The organism is Kribbella capetownensis (assembly GCF_004331485.1).
Classification (GTDB): domain Bacteria; phylum Actinomycetota; class Actinomycetes; order Propionibacteriales; family Kribbellaceae; genus Kribbella; species Kribbella capetownensis.
In genome coordinates this window covers 681,622-698,204 of record NZ_SJKD01000001.1, presented here as the reverse complement: position 1 = coordinate 698,204, position 16,583 = coordinate 681,622, and the positions used below count along the sequence as shown (strand labels likewise).

At 69.0% G+C, this 16,583-nt stretch carries 18 protein-coding genes and 1 riboswitch; of the genes, 15 read left to right on the top strand and 3 right to left on the bottom strand.

Translation table 11 applies throughout. From position 1 onward, the window contains the following. Positions 1-10 precede the first annotated feature (10 nt). The 4 genes from E0H75_RS03440 (at position 11) to E0H75_RS03425 (ending at position 3,686) form a co-directional block, all read left to right on the top strand. Positions 11-850 carry a hypothetical protein gene (locus E0H75_RS03440; protein ID WP_131511548.1) on the top strand — a complete coding sequence of 280 codons (840 nt, stop codon included), beginning with the start codon at positions 11-13 and terminating at the stop codon, positions 848-850. Beyond that, positions 847-1,509 (top strand): alpha/beta fold hydrolase, encoded by a 663-nt coding sequence (locus tag E0H75_RS03435; protein WP_131511547.1) that lies wholly within the window; start codon positions 847-849, stop codon positions 1,507-1,509. The genes E0H75_RS03440 and E0H75_RS03435 overlap by 4 nt, the downstream gene beginning before the upstream one ends. 20 nt (positions 1,510-1,529) lie before the next feature. Beyond that, a riboswitch (TPP riboswitch) is annotated at positions 1,530-1,656 on the top strand. After that, entirely contained in the window at positions 1,650-2,978 is a 1,329-nt protein-coding gene (locus E0H75_RS03430) for a purine-cytosine permease family protein (RefSeq protein WP_131511546.1), read from the top strand. (Overlaps the previous riboswitch by 7 nt.) Positions 2,979-3,005: 27 nt before the next feature. Next, complete coding sequence (locus tag E0H75_RS03425; RefSeq protein ID WP_131511545.1) at positions 3,006-3,686, top strand: class I SAM-dependent methyltransferase; 681 nt, start codon at positions 3,006-3,008, stop codon at positions 3,684-3,686. A gap of 123 nt (positions 3,687-3,809) precedes the next feature. Here the strand turns inward: E0H75_RS03425 and E0H75_RS03420 are convergent, their stop codons facing one another. Both E0H75_RS03420 and E0H75_RS03415 read right to left on the bottom strand, forming a co-directional pair. Further along, entirely contained in the window at positions 3,810-4,376 is a 567-nt protein-coding gene (locus tag E0H75_RS03420; RefSeq protein WP_131511544.1) for a methylated-DNA--[protein]-cysteine S-methyltransferase, read from the bottom strand. Next, a complete protein-coding gene (locus E0H75_RS03415) occupies positions 4,373-4,864 on the bottom strand; it encodes an RNA polymerase sigma factor (protein ID WP_131511543.1) in 492 nt (163 codons plus the stop codon). The genes E0H75_RS03420 and E0H75_RS03415 overlap by 4 nt, the downstream gene beginning before the upstream one ends. A gap of 303 nt (positions 4,865-5,167) precedes the next feature. Here E0H75_RS03415 and E0H75_RS03410 point away from each other — a divergent pair, with 303 nt between their 5' ends. The 8 genes from E0H75_RS03410 (at position 5,168) to E0H75_RS03375 (ending at position 12,290) form a co-directional block, all read left to right on the top strand. Then, on the top strand, positions 5,168-5,728 hold the full coding sequence (locus tag E0H75_RS03410; RefSeq protein WP_131511542.1) for a flavin reductase family protein: 561 nt from the start codon (positions 5,168-5,170) through the stop codon (positions 5,726-5,728). Then, positions 5,721-6,770: an ABC transporter substrate-binding protein gene (locus E0H75_RS03405; protein WP_131511541.1), complete on the top strand. Its 1,050-nt coding sequence runs from the start codon at positions 5,721-5,723 to the stop codon at positions 6,768-6,770. Before E0H75_RS03410 ends, E0H75_RS03405 begins: the two co-directional genes overlap by 8 nt. Beyond that, on the top strand, positions 6,767-7,603 hold the full coding sequence (locus E0H75_RS03400) for an ABC transporter permease (protein ID WP_131511540.1): 837 nt from the start codon (positions 6,767-6,769) through the stop codon (positions 7,601-7,603). The genes E0H75_RS03405 and E0H75_RS03400 overlap by 4 nt, the downstream gene beginning before the upstream one ends. Beyond that, the gene (locus E0H75_RS03395; RefSeq protein ID WP_131511539.1) at positions 7,579-8,295 is read left to right on the top strand and encodes an ABC transporter ATP-binding protein; all 717 of its coding nucleotides are present in this window, start codon (positions 7,579-7,581) and stop codon (positions 8,293-8,295) included. Before E0H75_RS03400 ends, E0H75_RS03395 begins: the two co-directional genes overlap by 25 nt. Further along, entirely contained in the window at positions 8,292-9,608 is a 1,317-nt protein-coding gene (locus E0H75_RS03390) for an LLM class flavin-dependent oxidoreductase (RefSeq protein ID WP_238162794.1), read from the top strand. Before E0H75_RS03395 ends, E0H75_RS03390 begins: the two co-directional genes overlap by 4 nt. 146 nt (positions 9,609-9,754) lie before the next feature. Beyond that, a complete protein-coding gene (locus tag E0H75_RS03385; RefSeq protein WP_131511538.1) occupies positions 9,755-10,615 on the top strand; it encodes a glycerophosphodiester phosphodiesterase in 861 nt (286 codons plus the stop codon). Positions 10,616-10,844: 229 nt separating this feature from the next. Then, complete coding sequence (locus E0H75_RS03380) at positions 10,845-11,261, top strand: ATP-binding protein (RefSeq protein ID WP_131511537.1); 417 nt, start codon at positions 10,845-10,847, stop codon at positions 11,259-11,261. A gap of 60 nt (positions 11,262-11,321) precedes the next feature. Continuing rightward, positions 11,322-12,290: a DUF5926 family protein gene (locus E0H75_RS03375; RefSeq protein WP_131511536.1), complete on the top strand. Its 969-nt coding sequence runs from the start codon at positions 11,322-11,324 to the stop codon at positions 12,288-12,290. Between the two features lie 162 nt (positions 12,291-12,452). On the opposite strand, the gene E0H75_RS03370 is transcribed toward E0H75_RS03375, so the two are convergent. After that, a complete protein-coding gene (locus E0H75_RS03370; protein ID WP_131511535.1) occupies positions 12,453-13,664 on the bottom strand; it encodes an arginine deiminase in 1,212 nt (403 codons plus the stop codon). 226 nt (positions 13,665-13,890) lie between these two features. Between E0H75_RS03370 and E0H75_RS03365 the strand changes: the two genes are divergently transcribed. The 3 genes from E0H75_RS03365 to E0H75_RS03355 are packed head-to-tail and all read left to right on the top strand — an operon-like array spanning position 13,891 to position 16,579. Next, positions 13,891-14,682: a glycosyltransferase family 2 protein gene (locus tag E0H75_RS03365; RefSeq protein WP_131511534.1), complete on the top strand. Its 792-nt coding sequence runs from the start codon at positions 13,891-13,893 to the stop codon at positions 14,680-14,682. Further along, on the top strand, positions 14,679-16,265 hold the full coding sequence (locus E0H75_RS03360; protein ID WP_131511533.1) for an MptA/MptB family glycosyltransferase: 1,587 nt from the start codon (positions 14,679-14,681) through the stop codon (positions 16,263-16,265). Before E0H75_RS03365 ends, E0H75_RS03360 begins: the two co-directional genes overlap by 4 nt. Continuing rightward, complete coding sequence (locus E0H75_RS03355) at positions 16,262-16,579, top strand: cupin domain-containing protein (protein ID WP_131511532.1); 318 nt, start codon at positions 16,262-16,264, stop codon at positions 16,577-16,579. The genes E0H75_RS03360 and E0H75_RS03355 overlap by 4 nt, the downstream gene beginning before the upstream one ends. Positions 16,580-16,583: the final 4 nt, after the last annotated feature.

Sequence of the window (16,583 nt, the reverse complement as noted above, 5' to 3'; positions counted from 1 at the left end):
GGGAGCAGCGATGTCGTCACAGGATTTCCCGACCTACGGCCGGGGCGATGAGCCCGAACAGTCCGGCGAGGACCACCACTACGCCAAACCTGCCCCGTACGACGGTGGCACGTTCGGCTCCGGACCGCAGAGCCCTCCCGACCAGGGCCACTACGCCCCGCCCCAGCCGTACAGCTCCCAACCAGGCCCGTACGGCCCCCCGCCCGGCGCGGGGCCCGACCCCGCCGGCGGACCGCAGTACAACCAGCCGCCGAGCTACCGGCCCGGCACTCCGTACGGTCCTCCGGCGCATCCCCAGCAGCACGAGCTGCCGACGTACGGGCGGGACCAACCCGTCGCACCGCGCGATCCCCGTGCGGCCCGGGTCGTCCTGCTCGCCGCGATCATCGCCGGCGTCTACGGGCTGCTGGTGATCTCGATCCAGCGGGTCGCCCTCCGGGAGATCTCCCAGGCTCCGGGCTCACCGCTCAACCACCCGCTGCGCACCGACGTGATCGACACGATCGGCCAGCTCCTGCTGCTCCTGGTCGGCGCGGTCGCGCTCTGGATGTGGGGCCGCGACGTGCTCGCCCGCCGCAGGGCCGGCCGCCAGCCGGATCCAGTCGAGCTCGGCGGACTCCTGCTGGTCGCGGTGTCGATGGTCCCGATCCTGATCTGGCTGATCATGGTCCTGTCGACCGGCCTGGGTGCGATCGACGACTCGGTGGACCGGCTGCCGACGGCGTACGGCTGGGGTGGTCTCGGCCTGCTGATCCTCGCGGCCGGCTTCGCCCTCGGTTACCGCGCGCTCAAACCGGAGCTCGGCAACCCGGTCGTCCAGGCCCGCCCGGACCGGCCACCCTGGGAGTGAGCGTCCCCGTCGTCCTGGTCCCGGGTCTCGGCCTCGGGCCGGCGTCGTACGACCGAACCGTCGAGCACCTCACCACGCCGTACCACCTGGTCAGCCTTCCCGGGTACGGCGAACCGGCCGGTGCCCGGGAGGATCTGCGTCCACAAGCTCTCGGGACTGCGCTGGCGGACAAGATCCGCGAGCGGTCGGTCCTGGTCGGGCACTCGGCGAGTTGCCAGATCGTCGTCGAGACCGCGATCGCCTTCCCCGAACTGGTGCACGCCCTGGTCCTGGTCGCACCGACCGGCGACATCCGGGCCTCGAGCTGGGTGGACCTCGCCGCTCGCTGGCTGGGTTCCGCCGTACCGGAGTCGCCGCGGCTGATCAGGGTTGTCACCCCGCAGTACGCCCGTACGACGCTGTCCTCGATCGCACGCGCCGGCGAAGCGGCCAGGCACCACGATCTGGCCGGGGTCATCGGCCGTGTGCTGGCGCCGGTGATGATCGTGCGCGGCCGGTACGATCTGGTGTCCACGGCCGAGTGGGTCGAGCGGCTGGCCGAGGTGTGCCACGGTGAGGCGCGGACCCTGCCGACCGGCGCGCACATGCCGGTGGTGACCAACGGTCCGGAGCTGGCCGCTCTCATCCAGCGGGCAGCCGCCGCGCCGGATCCCGTCTGACGCGTTATCGTTGACGCGGTAGCAATCCTTGCGGGAGCTCGCACCGGACGCGCGGGCTGAGAGGGCGACGAGCTGAGGACAGCCGGGTCGCCGACCGCCTGAACCTGACCGGGTAATGCCGGCGTAGGGAGCGGGTCACCATGACCAGTACTGTTGTTCGTCCTGCCAGCCAGACCGAGGCGCCGCTCGTCCTCACCACGGACTCTCCGCGCACGCTCGGGTTCCTGGACCAGTTCACCCTCTGGGGAAACTTCGGCATCTCGCTGTTCGGCCCGGTCACCGGTGCGCTGGTGGCGGCGTACACGGGTTCGCTCGCGCAGGGTCTGCTCGCGGTCGTCGTCGGCTGCGGGATCGGCGCGCTCGTGCTCGGCGGCGCAGCCGTGTTCGGTTCGCAGACCGGTGCACCGGCGATGGCGAGTCTGCGCGGACTGTTCGGCCGTCGCGGTTCCATCGCGCCGACCGTGCTGAACATCGCCCAGAACGTCGGCTGGGCAACGATGGAGATCATCGTCATCGCGCAGGCAGCGGTCGCCGTGACGAGCGAGCGGTGGCGCTGGCTATTCGTTCTCGTGGCGGGAGTGATCGCGACGGCGATGGCCGTAAGACCACTGGGCAGCGTGAAGGTGCTGCGGAAGTTCATGGTCTGGCTGGTGCTGATCGCATCGGTCTACTTGTTCGTGCAGGTGTTGAGCAAGCCCGTGCACGATCTGCCGCAGGACAGCGTGTTCGGCTTCTGGCCGGCCGTCGACCTGGCCGCCGCCGGTGTGGTGTCGTTCGCGCCACTGGCCGCCGACTACACCCGGCACTCGCGCACGAACAAGGCAGCCTTCGGTGGCTCCGCACTCGGCTACGGCCTGGCCGCGATCGCGTACTACGCCTTGGGTGTCTTCGCAGTCGCCACCCTGCAGACCAACAGCGAGGACGTGATCACCGCGCTGGTCACGCTTCCCGCCGGTGCGATCGCGTTGCTTGTCCTGCTGGTGGACGAGGTCGACGAGGCCTACGCGAACATCTACTCGACCACGATGGCCACACACAATCTGGTCGGTCACATCGACCGCCGGTGGATCTCGGTCGGCATCGGCGTGGTCGCGACGGCGATCGCACTATTGGTTGACCTAGGCAACTACACGCAGTTCCTCTACCTGATCGGTTCGGTCTTCATCCCCTTGTTCGCGGTCGCGATCGCCGACTTCTTCGTGGTCAGCAAGATGAACTGGGACGTCTCCGGTACGGCGCGCTTCCGCTGGCAACCGGCCGTCGCCTGGCTGATCGGCTTCGTCTCGTACCAGTTAGTCAATCCCGGCACGGTGTCCGGCTGGTCGCCGTTGTGGACCGACGTCCAGCAGTGGGTCTTCAACGACCAGCCCGTGCCGTCCTGGCTCGGAGCGACGTACACCTCGATCGTCGTCTCGATGCTGGCCGCGGTGGTACTGGGCAGGATCGGGCGCCGGCCGCTGGACAACTGACCCGGAGTAACCGGGATACTTGCGCTCATGCTGAACTCCGCACTGCGTAGCCGGGCCGAGTACGCGGAACTCGGGGCCGAAGGACTGGCCGCGCGTACCACGCCCGAGCGGGACGCGGCGATCGTCAAGGCCGTCGAGGAGTTGCTCGAGGAGCGCGAGTCGGTGCTCGACCTGTGCTGTGGCTACGGCCGGGTCGCGCTGCCGCTGCGCCGGGCCGGCAAGACCGTGCGCGCACTCGACATCTCCCCGAACCTGATCGAGGCCGGCTGGGCGCAGGCGGCCGAGGAGGAACTGTCGATCGACTGGGCGATCGGCTCGATGACCGACCTGCCGTACAAGTGGGACTCCTTCGACGCGGTGATCTGCCTGTGGACGGCGTTCCACGAACTGTTCGGCGAGGAGGAGCAACTGTCGACGATCTGCGAGATCTCCCGGGTGCTGAAGCCGGGTGGGATGGCGATCATCGAGGGACCGGCGTGGGGGCCGGCGACGGCGGGCGAGATCGCGAACGGGATGCGCCAGGGCCCCGAGCACCGGATCGTCACCACCGAGCACTACGGCACCAGCAGCGTGCACTTCATCCACGACGAGATCAGCTACGGCCGGCTCTGTGCGGCCGCCGGAATTGAGAACTACAAGGTCTACAAGCGGGACTGGGGCGGCCGCCGCCGGCTCATCCTGGAGATCCACCAACCGGCCACTGACTGACTGGTCAGGTAATCCACCAGCCCTTGCAGGCAAGGGAAACAAAGAAGCAGATCCCCACTCCACACTGGGGATCTGCTCCTTTCTATTCCGAGTGTAAATCCAGCTCCGGCGATTCCGGAAAACTCAGCTTTTCGATTCAAGATTCAGCAGGAAACGCTTCGCGTCGAGCCCGCCGGCGTATCCGGTGAGCGCTCCGCTCGCACCGATCACCCGGTGGCACGGCAGTACGACGCACACCGGGTTCGCACCCAGCGCCGTACCGACCGCGCGGGCCGCCTTCGGCTTGTGGATCTCCCCCGCGACCCGCCCGTACGTCGTCGTGGCGCCGTAGCTGGTCTGCAGCGGCAGATCGGTCAGCACGAGCCGCTGGAACGGCGTCGCGAGCGCGAGGTCCACCTCCAGTTCGAACTCCTGCCGGCGACCGTCCAGATACTCGTCCAGCTGCCGTCGTACGTCGTCCAGTGCGCGGGGCTGCCGCAGGACGCGCGGGGACACCGCGCGGGCCAGCCGGTTGGTCATCGTCTCCTCGTCGCCGAAGGAGCTGGCCACCACGCGGCCGTTCGCGATCGCGAGCAGCATGGTGCCGATCGGCGTGTCGTGCAGGGTGTAGGCGACGTCAGCGTCCGGGAGGACGGGTGGTTTCAGGTCTGGGGTGGCGAACCGGGTCAACCGGCTCTCGAGGTCGTTCATGCGTTCACTCCGAGTTTGCTGCGCAAGACCGCGAGCGCGTCACTGACGAGCCGGCGCGATGCGGCGGGCGTGGTGTCGAGGGCGGCGGCCACGCCGTGGTGGTCCAGGTCGCCGACATATTTCAGCGTGATGGCGAAGCGCTGGCGTTCGGGCAGCTCGTTGACCGCTTGCCAGAGGTCCGGGTCCGGCCAGTTGGCGGCGTCCGGGCCCTCGACCGCGACCGGCGGCGCTTCGTCCAGGGGTCGTTGTGGTTTGCGCGCCCGATGCAGGTCGGTCGCGCACCGGGCGGTGATGGTCAGGAGCCAGCTGCGCAGGTTCTTCGCCGACGTCAGGCCGGGGTAGGCGGCGAACGCCTTCTCCCACGCGCGCTGGGCCACGTCGTCGCCGTCCACCGGTCCGGCCAGGGCTCGCGCCAGCCGTGCCACGTCTCGCCAGTGCGCGTCGACAAGCGCCTGGAACGGTGGCAGCACGACCTTCTCCGGAGCCATCACGACAGTAGAACGCATGCCGGCCCGCGGATGTGAGGGAGGCCGGTCCGGATCCCGAGATTGTCGAGTTCTTTGGTAGACATTAATGAGAAGATGACTGACATGACGACGACCTTGCTGACCCGCCGTCGCGTCATCGATCTGCTCCGGACGGCGAGCGCCACCTGTCGGTGATCCCCGCCCCCGTTGTCCCGGCGGTGCTCCCGCCGTACGAGGCCTGCTGATCCGCCTCCCACACTCCGCCCGGCCGGGCCGCTTCGTGCTGCCCTCCGGTCGCCGCTGTCCCGATTCCGAGGGAGAGACATGTCTGTTCCTGCCTTGAACCGTCCTGCCCTGTCCGTGGTTCCCGACCACACCGAGGAGCGGATCGTCGACGCCGACGTCTACCGCTCCGTCTTCCGCCGCCACGCCGCCGGTGTCGTGGTGATCACCGCGGACGCCGGCCACGGTCCGGCCGGGTTCACCGCCACCTCACTGGTGTCGGTCAGCCTGCTGCCGCCGTTGGTCTCGTTCGCGATCGCGACCACCGCGTCCAGTTGGCCGACCGTCAGCACCGCCCGCAGCGTGGTGATCAACTTCCTGTCCGCCGAACAGCACGCCATCGCCGGCCGGTTCGCCACCAGCGGCATCGACCGCTTCGGCGACCCGACCCGCTGGTCGCGCCTGCACACCGGTGAGCCGGTCCTCGACGAGGCGCCGAGCTATCTGCGCGCCCAGGTCGAGCACCGCTTCGCCGTCGGCGACCACTGCCTGGTCGTCGCCCGTCTCGCGACCCACACCGAACGACGTGAACACGAGCCGCTGCTCTACCACGACGGCCGCTACGTCACCGCCACCTCGAACCCGAAGGCCCACCATGCCTAGACCCCACAAGTACGCCGTACTGGCCGCAGCCCTTGTCACCTTGCTGGCCGGGTGCGGTGGTGCCGCGAAGGCGGGTGGCGCGGCGCTTTCGCTGGATGCCGCGCTGCCGACGACCGTTCCGGACGGCGCCAGGATCGTCGTCGGCGATCCGGCCACCGCGGTGGCGCTGAAGCTGTCCGGCCAGTTCGACAAGGTGTCGAAGTACGTCCAGTTCGCCAACCTGAGTGGCGGTCCGCAGACCACTGAGGCGTTCCGGGCGCATGCTCTCGACCTCGGCTCGGTCGCGGAGATCCCACCGATCCACGCGACCTGGACCGGGCTGCACGTGAAGATCGTCACGTCGAAGTTCCGCCAGGACCCGCTCGATCACCCGATCTACCAGCTGGGCGTCGCACCTGGCGTGACCGTGAAGACGCTCGCGGACCTGCGCGGGAAGAAGGTTGCCTACAGCCCCGGTCAGGCGCAGGGCGCGCTGGTGCTGAAGGTGTTGAAGAAGGCTGGTTTGACCAAGGAGGACGTGAAGCTGGTCGAGCTGCCGAGCACGGGTGATGTGTACTCCAATGCCCTGTCCGCGAAGCAGGTCGACCTCGCACCGATCGGCGGCGTTCAGATCAAGCGGTACCTGGCCAAGTACGGCAAGGACGGCGCGACCACGATCCCGCACGGACTGCGCGACGACGCGGGGCATCTGTACGCGCCGACCGAGTCGCTGGAGGACCCGGGCAAGGCAGCCGCGATCCGTGCCTACGTCGCCGCCTGGGGTGTCGCGCAGCAATGGATCGACACGCATCCGAAGGAATGGATCCAGGGGTACTACGTGAAGGACCAGGGCCTGACCGAGTCCGACGGCCAGTGGCTCGTCGACAACGCCGGCCACCCGGACATCAGCGCCGACTGGAGCGGTGCGATCGAACGGCAGCAGGAGACGATCGACCTGCTCGCCAAGGAGACCGGCAACCCGGTGATCCAGGCCAAGGACCTGTACGACCTGCGCTTCCAGACGGTCGCCGCGGACGCGATCAAGGCGGGGGTGGCCAAATGAGCGCCACCACCCTGCCCGGTCTGCGCACCGCCGAGCAGACCACTCCCGTCGTACGACGCCGTCGGCTTGGACCGGGCAAGCCGATCAGGTTCGGCGCCGCGCTCGGACCGCTGCTTGTCTTGGTGCTGTGGAGCATCGGGTCGGCCACCGGCCGGCTTGACCAGCGGGTGCTGTCGGCGCCGTGGACCGTGGTCACCACGGCCGGCGACCTGATCGCCGACGGCCGCCTGCAGTCGAACCTGTGGACCTCTACCCAGCGAGCCTTCATCGGTCTCGGACTTGGGGTCGTGCTGGGCGTTGCCCTCGCTCTCCTGTCCGGACTGTCGCGCATCGGCGAGGCGCTTCTCGACGGGCCGATCCAGATCAAGCGGGCGATCCCGTCGCTGGCCCTGCTGCCGCTGCTGATCTTGTGGCTCGGCATCGGTGAGTCGATGAAGATCGTCACCATCCTGCTCGGGGTGTTCGTGCCGATCTACCTCCACACCCACAACGGCCTGCGCACGATCGACAGCCGGTACGTCGAACTCGCGCAGACCGTCGGACTGTCGCAGTGGGACTTCATCCGCCGCGTCGTACTGCCGGGCGCCCTGCCCGGATTCCTGCTCGGCCTGCGGTTCGCCGTGACCGGCGCCTGGCTGTCGCTGGTCGTGGTCGAGCAGATCAACTCCACCAGCGGTATCGGCTACATGATGGAGCTGGCCCGGACGTACGGACAGACCGACATCATCATCGTCGGCCTCGTCCTGTACGGCGTCCTCGGCCTGCTGTCCGACGGAGCCGTCCGCCTGATCCAAAGGAGGGCCCTCTCATGGCGCCGGACGCTGGCCTCCTGACCGCCGCGGTCCAGGTCCGCGGTCTCGTCCGCCGGTACGACGAGCGCGCGGTGCTGGACGGGGTGGATCTGGCCATCGCACCGGGTGAGTTCGTCGCCCTGCTGGGAAAGAGTGGATCCGGGAAGAGTACGTTGCTGCGGGCACTGGCCGGACTGGACTCCGATGTCACCGGCACCGGTGAGCTCGTCGTACCGGCTCAGGTGTCGGTGGTCTTCCAGGATTCCCGACTGTTGCCGTGGGCAAAAGTCTTGGACAACGTCGTACTCGGGCTGAACGGCGCCCGCGAACGCGGCCGGCAGAGTCTCGAAGAGGTCGGGCTGGCCGGGCGCGAGAACGCCTGGCCGAACGAGTTGTCCGGTGGTGAGCAGCAGCGGGTCGCGTTGGCACGGTCACTGGTGCGCGAGCCGGAGTTGCTGCTGGCCGACGAGCCGTTCGGGGCGCTGGACGCGCTGACTCGGCTGAAGATGCACGCGTTGCTGCGCAAGCTGTGCGCGGCGCACCAGCCCGCTGTCCTGTTGGTCACGCACGACGTCGACGAGGCGATCGTGCTGGCCGACCGGGTGATCGTGCTCGACCAGGGCCGGCTGGTGGCCCAGGAACAGATCGAACTGGCCGCGCCGCGTAGCCCGGCCGATCCAGGATTCGCCGCCGTCCGCGCGCGGCTTCTCGACGCTTTGGGGGTTTCGTTGTGAGCAGGCAGTTGCATTTGAACGCGTTCCTGATGAGTACCGGGCACCATGAGGCCTCGTGGCGGCTGCCGGAGAGCAATCCGTTCGCGAACACATCGGTGGAGCACTATCAGGAGCTGGCGCGGATCGCCGAGCGCGGTCGTTTCGACTCGGTGTTCTTCGCGGACTCGCCGGTGCTGATCGGCGATGTCGGCCGGCGGCCGGCCGGTTCGCTGGAGCCGACCGTGTTGCTGACCGCGCTCGCTGCGGTGACGTCGCGGATCGGGCTGATTGCGACGGCGTCGACGACGTACAACGATCCGTTCAACCTCGCGCGGCGGTTCGCCAGCGTGGACCACGTGAGTGGTGGGCGTGCGGGGTGGAACGTGGTGACGACGGCCGGCCCGGAGGCGGCGCTGAACTTCAATCTCGCGGAGCAGCCGGCGCACGCGGAGCGGTACGAGCGGGCGGCGGAGTTCCTCGAGGTCGCCTACGAGCTGTGGGACTCGTGGCAGGACGACGCGGCGATCGCGGACAAGGAGCAGGGTGTCTGGGCGGTCAACGACCGGGTCGTGCCGATCGACCACGTCGGACGTCACTTCCAGGTTCGCGGCCCGCTGAACCTGCCGCGGTCCCCGCAAGGGCGTCCATTGATCGTGCAGGCCGGGTCGTCCGAGGACGGGAAGGGGCTGGCCGCGCAGTACGCCGAGGCGGTGTTCACCGCGCAGCAGACGCTGGAGGACGCACAGGCGTTCTACAGCGACCTGAAGGCGCGGACGGCGGCGCTGGGGCGCGACCCGTCGACGATCAAGATCCTGCCGGGGATCGTCCCGGTGATCGGCAGCACGGTCGAGGAGGCTCAGCGGCTGGAGTGTCAGTTGGACGAGCTGATCCGGCCGGAGTACGCGCGGGCCCAGTTGGCGAAGACGCTCCGGGTCACGCCGGAGGACCTGCCGCTCGACCGCCAACTCCCGGCCGACCTGCCGGACGAGGACGAGATCGAGGGGGCGAAGAGCCGCTACACGCTGATCGTCACCCTGGCGCGTCGGGAGAAGCTGACCGTTCGCGAACTGATCGGCCGGCTCGGCGGCGGGCGCGGCCACCGGACGTTCACCGGTACGCCGGAACAGGTCGCCGACGCGATCCAGCACTGGTTCGAGGCGGGCGCTGCCGACGGCTTCAACATCATGCCGCCGGTCCTCCCGTCCGGTCTCGCCACGTTCGTCGACGAGGTGATCCCGATCCTCCAGACCCGCGACCTCTTCCGCACCGACTACACCGGCACGACGTTGCGCGACCACTACGGCCTGACCGCGTTGCAGAAGGCAACGGTCTGAAGCAGGTGCCGGGCCCTCCAGGTGGCGGGCCCGGCGCCGTCGTACCCGCGGGTCCGGTGAATGTGGTGGTTAACAAGAAACCGTTTTCCAACGCACCGGCGAGCCTGCGTGACTTGTTCACACCAGGCCGTGACAGAGTTTGTTCTATGCCGAAACGCCCCCTGGTGGTGGCTCACCGTGGCGCGAGTGATGTCAGTCCCGAGCACACGCTGGCGGCGTACCGCCGGGCGGTCGCGGCGGGAGCCGACGGACTCGAGTGCGACGTCCGGCTCACCGCCGACGGACATCTGGTCTGCGTCCACGACCGCCGGATCGAACGCACCTCCAACGGCCGCGGTGTGCTCTCGACGATGAGCCTCGAGGAGCTCGAGTCGTTCGACTGGGGTTCCTGGAAGAACCCGTGGGCGGACCTCGACGAGGACGCCGACCTGCCGGACCCGGACCTGCGCAAGGTCCTCACCCTGGACACGCTGCTGTCCGCCGTCCGGGACGCGGGCCGGCCGGTCGAGTTGGCGATCGAGACCAAGCATCCGACCCGGTACGCCGGCCTGGTCGAACGCCGGCTGATCGAGGCGCTCGACCGCTACGGCTGGGCGCACCCGAACGTGGGTACCGAGTCCCCTGTCCGCGTGATGAGCTTCTCCTGGCTGTCGCTGCGCCGGATGCGCACGATGGCACCCGGCCTCCGCACGGTGCTGCTGATGGACCGGGTCCCGCTCCGGTTCCGCGACGGCTCACTGCCGACCGGAGTCTCGTACGCCGGCCCCAGCCTGGAGATCGTCACCGCCCACCCGGAGTACGTCGACCGGGCGCACAAACACGGCCACCAGGTCCACGTCTGGACGGTGAACGCCGACGCGGACGTCCGCCACTGCCGCGACATCAGCGTCGACGCGATCATCACCGACCGCCCGGAAGCCGCCCTCAAGACCCTCGCGGAGCCCCCGGCCGCACCGGTCCCGACTGTGACATATCCGCCCCGCAGACGCCCCCGCCGTCACACCTAGGACGTCGGATGTGGGCCGTGCCACTGCGGATTGAAGAGTGGTGTGGATACGTAGTGGGATGAATGCGCCCCGTTATTGCAACGTTCAATTCTGTCGATTTCGTCTCGGTTTCCTGGCAAAAACTGTGATCTACGCCGGGGCAATGTAACGGAATGCATGCGGGTGTTTTCCGGGGCCGGAAGCTGGGCAGATGTTCGTATGGCTGTTCCAATGATCGAGGAGACCCTGCTTGTCCTCTGCGACCCTGCCTGCCGACGTCAGCGTCGTGGACGTCGTACTGCCGCACGAAGTGTCCGCGGTAGCGGACGCCCGTCGCCGTCTGGCCGCCTATCTGAAGCGGTACCGGATCACCGAAGCCGCGTCCGACGACGCGCAGCTGGTGCTGTCCGAACTGCTCTCCAACGCAATCCGGTACGCGCCTCCGCTGCCGGCCGGTGAGGTGCGCGCGGCCTGGTGGATCGACAGGTCAGGGATCCACGTCGAGGTCACCGACGGTCGCGGCGACACCGAGCCGCAGCGCATCAGCGACACCCATCCGGAATCGATCGGCGGCCGGGGCCTGGCCATCGTCGACATGCTCACCACGAGTTGGGACGTGCGGACCGCCGCCACCCATCGGACTGTCCACGCCATCATCCCGAACTGAGCCGGCACCCCGGACTGAGCTGGTTGGCCGCGGGGTGCGGTGGGCTGCAAGACTGCGCCCATGGGAAAGAAGTCGCGGCAGCGCACGAAGCACACGACGACCGTCACGCTGGACCCGGCCGATCTGGTCGATGTCGGGCCGCGGGAGCCCTGCCCGTGTGGTTCGGGCAAGCGGTTCAAGCAGTGCCACGGCCGGGAGCGGGCCCAGGCCGCTGACACCTTCGTGGTACGGCCGTTCGAGGGCCTGCCGGCCGAGTGCGACCTGATCGCCTTCCGCGAGATCGTCCCCTCCGGTACGGCGGAGGTCGAGCTGACCGGTGAGCACGCGGGCAAGGTGGTCAACCTGGTCACCCTGCTGCCGATGGCGATGCCGGGCCTGGTGCGCGACGACGAGTCGATCTGGATCGGCCTGCAGACGCACGCGTCGTCGGGCGACCCGAGCCGCGACCTCGGCCACGCGATCACCGCCGCACTGAACACCGAACCGGGCAACCCGATCCAGCTCGGCGACCTGATGAAGGACGGTCCCCGGCTGCAGGACCTGATCGACACCTCGAAGCCGATCGAGGTGAAGGTGCACGAGGGCTTCGACTACTGGGTCGGCGAGAACGTCGAGGACCCGACCGGCGAGGTCGCCGCGGGTCTGGAGCGCGCCAACGCGGCCGCTGCCCCGACGGTGCGGTTGGAGTCGGTCGACGCGGCGTACTGGACGCAGATCGGCGACCGCCGCTACCTGCGCTGGGTGATGCCACACAGCGAGGACACTCTGCTCAACGCTCTGGCTCGGCTGCACGCGGCCGGCTCGTCGGCGCTGATCGAGGGCAGCCGTCTGATCGGCTCTTTCCGGGCCCTGGGCGTGCTGGCGCCGGTCTGGGAGCTCCCGGCCGACGCTGAGGCGGCTGATGTCGAGAAGCCGGCGGCCGACTTCGCCACGGCGCTGGAGAAGGCGCTCGCCACCGAGGCTCCGCTCACCACCGAGGAGCGCGCCGCGCGGGCCGGTCTGGCCAGTCGTCAGCTGACCATCCGCTGACATGCGAACGCCCGGGTGCACCGCACCCGGGCGTTCGGCTGAAGAATGTGGACGGCCCAAGTCCTGCTGACGGGGGAGCAACAGGGCCTGGGCCTAGGCATGAAGAGTACTCAGATCGGTCGTCCGCCACAAGCCCCGATTTCACTGCGCGTGTCGTAGGGCTTACTTGACCGGTGCACGCAGTACCGGACACGACATACAGCGGGGTCCACCGCGGCCGGAGCCGAGCTCGGACCCGGAGATCCGGATGACGTCGATCCCCGACTCCTCCAGGCGCGCGTTCGTCTCCACCGTGCGTTCGTACGCGATGCAGACCCGCGGCGCCAGCGCGAGGGTGTTGTTGCCGTCGTCCCACTGCTCGCGTTCGGCGGTCACCGGGTCCAGACCGGTATCGATCCGGCGCAGTGTGTCGATGCCGAGCGCCTTCGCAGCGGCCACCAGGAACGGCTCCGGCTCGGCGACGTGCAGCTGGTCGCCGTCGGTGGTCACCGCGAGCGCACGCATCTCTTCGGCCATGTTCGGATACATCAGTACGGCGTCGACGTCGACCATCGTGCACACGGTGTCGAGGTGCATCGTGGCTCGCTGCTGCGCGATCGGTACGGCGAGCACGGTGTGGGCCAGACCCTTGGCGAACACTCGCCGGGCCAGCCGCTCCACACCGGCAGGCGTCGTACGCTCGCCGACTCCGACGGCCAGTACGCCGGGACCGAGCGCCAGGACGTCACCGCCCTCGACGTGCTCGAGCTGGTGGTCGTACACCTTGTCGGCGCCGGCGAAGCGCGGGTGGAAGCCGTAGATCAACTCGGTCAGCTGCGTCTCGCGCATCCGGGCCGGCATCGCCAGCGAGGTGACCGCGACCGAGTCCCGGATCCAAACGCTGGAGTCGCGGGTGAAGAGCAGGTTCGGCAGCGGGTCGATCAGGAAGTCCTCGTGCGCCAGCAGAGAGGTCACCAGCCCGCCCGCCCGGACCTCGTCGTTGCGTACGCCGGCCATCAGGGCCTCCGCGAGCCGGGCCGGATCGAGGTCGGCGAGTGACGAGCGCAGGTAGTCACGCAGGGTGTCGCCCAGCCGGAGGTCCTCGGTGGTGCCCTTCACCGCGCGGGCGCGGGCCTCGGGGTCGCCGAGCGCCTCGGTGAGCAGCTCGCCGAGGTACAGCACCTCGACGTCGCGGTCCCGCAGCGCCTGGGCGAAGGCGTCGTGCTCGTCCTGCGCCCGGCCGACCCAGGGGATGCCGTCGAACAGCAGCTTGTCGTTGTTCCGTGGGGTCAGCCGGCGGAGTTCGTTCCCTGGGCGGTGCAGCATCACCGTCCGGAGCGGACCGACCTCGCTGTCGACGCCGTACGCCCTGCCGGCTCCCTGCGCCTCGGTCATGGGCCTCCCCTTTCGTCCGGTCGTTCCAACCAAGCTACGGCAGCCACACCCCGAGCCGGGGGACGCCGTTCCAATCTGTCAGATTGTCCGACAATATCCCCGAATCGCCAACTTGGCGGGACCGGGACCGGGTCTGGTCGTCACGGTCGTACGAAAGAACGAGATATCCACAGCAGCCGGACGCTGACGAGGTCGATCGGCTGTGGAGGAACTAGGCTGCGGTGCTGTGTCCGGTCATGACCTGCCTTCCGAGCCGTTCGAGCGTGCCGTCGCCTGTGTGATCCCGGCGAAGGACGAAGCGGACCGGATCGCGGCCACCGTGGACGCGGTGCACAAGATCATCGGGGTGGACCTGGTCGTGGTCGTGGACGACGGCTCGGCGGACGGTACGGCAGAAGCCGCCGAGCGCGCCGGAGCCGTCGTCGTACGGCACGACCGGAACCGGGGGAAGGCGGCGGCGATGGAGACGGGTGCGGCGGCGGTCGCGGCGCGTGACGGGGCGCGGCCCCGGCATCTGCTGTTCCTGGACGCCGACCTGACCGACTCCGCGACCGCGGCGGCGCCGCTGATCGAGCCGGTGCAGAACGGCATGGCGGACATGACCATCGGCACCCTGCCGGCGCAGGTCCGGGCCGACGGGTCCAAGGCCGGCGGGCACGGGTTCGTCGTACGGCTCGCTCGTGCCGGCGTCGAGGAGGCGACCGGATGGGCGCCGGAGCAGCCGTTGTCGGGGCAGCGGTGCCTGACCCGGGCCGCGTTCGACTCCGCAGTTCCGCTGGCCGCCGGGTTCGGCGTCGAGACCGCGCTCAGCATCGACCTCGGCCGCAAGGGGTTCCGCATCCTGGAGGTTCCGATCGAGGTCCGGCACCGGGCCACCGGGACCGATCTGCGCGGCCAGTTGCACCGCGCGAAGCAGTACTTGCACGTCCGTCGCGCCCTGGCCGCGCGTAGCGCCCTGCCCGCCGACGGAGGCGGTCCGTCGCTCCGCAGCCTGTTCCCTCGGAAGTCGGGGCAATGAGCAAGCCAGACGTCACCCCGGACACCGTTGGCGCGACCACCGATCAGCGGCTGGGCAACCGCTACGGCCGCTGGGCCGTCGCCCTCTACCTCGCCTGTACGGCGCTGATCGTCGGCGCCGGCCTGCTCGGTCCGTCCGTGGTCGTGCTGACGCTGACGAACCGGCACGCGTGGCTCCCGTCGTACTGGTGGGACACGAAGCCGAACGACTGGCTCGTCACGATGATGATCTACGTCGCGATCATCCTCGGCGGGTACGGTGTCTTCCTCGCCACCAAGGCCCTGAAGAACGGCTGGGCTCCGCGAATCGACCGATTGATTGCCCTAGGCATCGGTACGACGGCGGCGATCACGCTGGTCCCGCCGATGGCCTCGGGCGACGTGCTGATCTACGCGGCGTACGGGCGGATCATGTCGCTCGGCGGCGACCCGTACACGACCGCGCCGGCGGACACGATCCGGCTCGGGTACGACCCGGTGATCGCGGCGACGGAACGGCCCTGGCAGGGCGCGAAGAGCGTGTACGGCCCGATCGCGACCTGGGTCCAGTGGCTGTCGTCGCTGATCGGTGGCGACTCGATGCAGCTGACGGTGTGGATGCTGCAGTTGTCGGTCGCGATCAGCCTGATCGTCACCGGACTGCTGCTGGTCAAGCTGGTCGGGCCCAACCTGCCGAACCGGCGCCGCGTGATCATGCTCGGCCTGGCCAACCCGCTGATCCTGTGGACCGTCCTGGCGGGTGCGCACAACGACGCGATCGCGGTGATGTTCGCGGTGATCGCACTGGTGCTGTTCCGGCGGCACATCTTCTGGGCCGGCATCATGATCGGCGTCGCCGGCTGCACCAAGCTGTCCATCGGCCTGGTCGGTGTCGCGATGCTGTGGGCGTTGCACAACGACCGGCGCAAGGCCGCGATCTTCTGCGGTGGTGGCGCTCTCGCGATGGGCGGTCTGTACGCCTTCGTCGGCCTGCAGGCGTTCCAGCAGGCGCGCTCGCAGACGTCGTTCATCTCCACCGGTACGCCGCACAAGGTGCTGCTGAGCTTCTTCACCCTGTTCCTGCCGAACGGACTGGTGCGCACGGTCCTGGCGATCCTCGCCTGGGTCGGCCTGATCGTGGTCGCGATCCTGCTGACGCAGGTGTTCCCCAAGTCGCTGGTCCCACAGACCCACGCGGACGACCCCACGCCGGCCGCCATCCGGTACACAGCGATCTACGCGATCGCCTGGATCCTGACGGCGATGTACTCGCTGCCCTGGTACGACCTGATCGCCTGGGTCGCGCTGGCCGCGGTCGCCGCGTCGAAGGTCGACGGGCTGATGGTGGTCCGGACGACCATGCTCGCGATCGCCTACGTGCCCGGGCGTGATCCGAACGCTCGACAGGTGGCGGCCAGCCTGTCCGACTCGCTGGAGTGGTTCAGCGCCCGGCTCCGGGACACGATCTGCCCGGCCATCGAGCTCGCGGTGCTGGTCGGCCTGATCATCTGGGCCCGCCGCGGCGGTGCGCAGTGGTGGCCGTACGACTGGCCGCGCCGTAAGTCGAAGTCGGTGCCGCAGCAAACCACTAGTCTCCCTGGATGAAGAAACTGGTGGGGGTGGGCGTCTTCGTACGCCGCGAGCCGAACGACTACGTGGAACAGTTGCGGACCTCGGCCATGTCCGTGGGCACCTACTCGATCCCGGCCGGCGGCTTGGACGACCAGGCGCCGCATCACGAGGACGAGATCTACGTCGTCACGACCGGCCGGGCGACTCTGGTGACGCCGGGCGGGACCGAGGCGGTCGGTCCCGGCGACGTGTTGTTCGTGCCGGCCGGGGAGGAGCATCGGTTCACCGACGTGACCGAGGATCTGGCCCTGCTGGTGTTCTTCGCCCCTCCCTACAGCGGTCGCTGAGCCG